This is a genomic window from Kitasatospora sp. NPDC059571 (assembly GCF_042735675.1).
Classification (GTDB): domain Bacteria; phylum Actinomycetota; class Actinomycetes; order Streptomycetales; family Streptomycetaceae; genus Kitasatospora.
Genome location: NZ_JBHWBW010000567.1, coordinates 1 through 2,276, shown reverse-complemented (window position 1 = coordinate 2,276; position 2,276 = coordinate 1). Strand labels below are relative to the sequence as shown.

General features: G+C 71.8%; 1 protein-coding gene and 1 pseudogene. Both read right to left on the bottom strand.

Translation table 11 applies throughout. The annotated features are described in order from the left end of the window. A pseudogene (locus ACFV0G_RS35620) lies at positions 1 to 364 on the bottom strand (allantoate amidohydrolase); the annotation flags it as partial. A 17-nt stretch (positions 365 to 381) separates the two neighbouring features. Further along, positions 382 to 2,037, bottom strand: a complete 1,656-nt coding sequence (hutU, locus tag ACFV0G_RS35615; protein WP_380556889.1) for a urocanate hydratase — start codon at positions 2,035 to 2,037, stop codon at positions 382 to 384. Between the last annotated feature and the right edge of the window lie 239 nt (positions 2,038 to 2,276).

Genomic DNA, 2,276 nt, shown 5'->3' with positions numbered 1-2,276 from the left:
CGCCTCCCGGGGCGCCCACCTCGGCGCCTATTTTCCCTTGGGCCGCCGCCCGGGCTAACTCGGCGCGGCGGGCGCGGTTTTCGTCCAGGGCCGCGAAGGAGGAGACCACGCCGAGCGGGCCGTCGAAGGCGCCGCCGTCCGGCACGGAGTCCAGGTGCGAGCCGGTGACGATCGCGCCCTCGCCCCGCGGGTCGCCGAGCCAGGCCCACTGGTTGCCGTTGCGGTCGAGTTCGTAGTGCAGGCCGCGGGCGCGGGCCTGCTCCTCGAACCAGGCCCGGCACTCGGCGTCCGCGGAGTTCCAGGCGAAGCGGCGGTAGCCGCCGGAGGAGGCGGAGCGGCCCACCGGGAGCAGCTCCGCCCACATCCGCTGGAAGCCGTCGGTCACAGCTCGCCCATGGGGACGCGCACGCCCCGCTCGTCGGCGACCTCGACCGCGCGGTCGTAGCCCGCGTCGACGTGCCGGATGACGCCCATGCCCGGGTCGTTGGTGAGCACCCGGCGGATCTTCTCGCCGGCCAGCGCGGTGCCGTCGGCGACGGTGACCTGGCCGGCGTGGATCGAGCGGCCGATGCCGACGCCGCCGCCGTGGTGGATGGAGACCCAGGAGGCGCCGGAGGCGACGTTGACCATGGCGTTGAGCAGCGGCCAGTCGGCGATCGCGTCGGAGCCGTCCAGCATGGCCTCGGTCTCGCGGTACGGGGAGGCGACCGAACCGCAGTCCAGGTGGTCGCGGCCGATCACGATCGGGGCGGAGAGCTCGCCGGAGGCGACCATGTCGTTGAAGCGCTCGCCGGCCTTGTCGCGCTCGCCGTAGCCGAGCCAGCAGATGCGCGCCGGCAGGCCCTGGAAGTGCACCTTCTCCTGGGCCATCTTGATCCAGCGGTGCAGCGACTCGTTCTCCGGGAAGAGGTCGAGCACGGCCTTGTCGGTCTTGTAGATGTCCTGCGCGTCGCCGGAGAGCGCCGCCCAGCGGAACGGGCCCTTGCCCTCGCAGAACAGCGGGCGGATGTACGCCGGGACGAAGCCGGGGAAGGCGAACGCCCGGTCGTAGCCCGCGAGCTGGGCCTCGCCGCGGATGGAGTTGCCGTAGTCGAAGACCTCGGCGCCGCGGTCCTGGAAGCCGACCATCGCCTCCACGTGGCGGGCCATCGACTCGCGCGAGCGCTGGGTGAACTCGGCGGGCTTGGCGGCCGCATAGTCGGCCATGTCGTCGAAGGCGACGCCGATCGGCAGGTAGCTCAGCGGGTCGTGGGCGCTGGTCTGGTCGGTGACGATGTCGATCGGCGCGTCCATCGCGAGCAGCTGCGGGAAGATCTCGGCGGCGTTGCCGAGCAGGCCGATGGAGAGCGGCTGCTTCTTGTCGCGGGCCTCGACGGCCAGCTGGAGGGCGTGGTCGAGGTTCTTGGCCTCGACGTCGAGGTAGCGGTGCTCGATCCGGCGGGCGATCCGGGACGGGTCGCAGTCGACGCAGATCGCCACGCCGCCGTTCATGGTGACGGCGAGCGGCTGGGCGCCGCCCATGCCGCCGAGACCGGCGGTGAGGGTGATGGTGCCCTCGAGGGTGTTGTTGAACTTCTTGGCCGCGACGGCGCCGAAGGTCTCGTAGGTGCCCTGGAGGATGCCCTGGGTGCCGATGTAGATCCACGAACCGGCGGTCATCTGGCCGTACATGGTGAGGCCGAGCGACTCCAGGCGCCGGAACTCCTCCCAGTTCGCCCAGTCGCCGACCAGGTTCGAGTTGGCGATCAGCACCCGAGGCGCCCACTCGTGGGTCTGCATGACGCCGACCGGCCGGCCGGACTGGACCAGCATGGTCTCGTCCTGCTTGAGGTTCTGCAGGGTGCGGACCATGGCGTCGTACGAGCGCCAGTCGCGGGCGGCCTTGCCGGTGCCGCCGTACACGACCAGCTTGGACGGGTGCTCGGCAACCTCGGGGTCGAGGTTGTTCATGAGCATCCGCAGGGCGGCCTCCTGCTGCCAGCCCTGCGTGGTCAGCTGCGTCCCACGTGCCGCGCGGACCTCACGCGGGCCGCTCACCTGCTCCACCATGCTCCGGCCTCCTTGCGGATGAATTCATTCAGACTTACCGAGACTGAATATATCCAGTCATTCACCGGGAAGCCAGACCTCGGCACCATCCGATCAGGAACCGGGCCCCCCCCCACGGCGGCGGGGCGGGGCGGGGACGGCGAAAAAGCCGGCCCCCGGCCGGCCGGCGGGGGGCCCGGAAAACCCGCCGGGGGGGGGGGGGCGGCTCGGGCCCCCCCCCCCCCCCC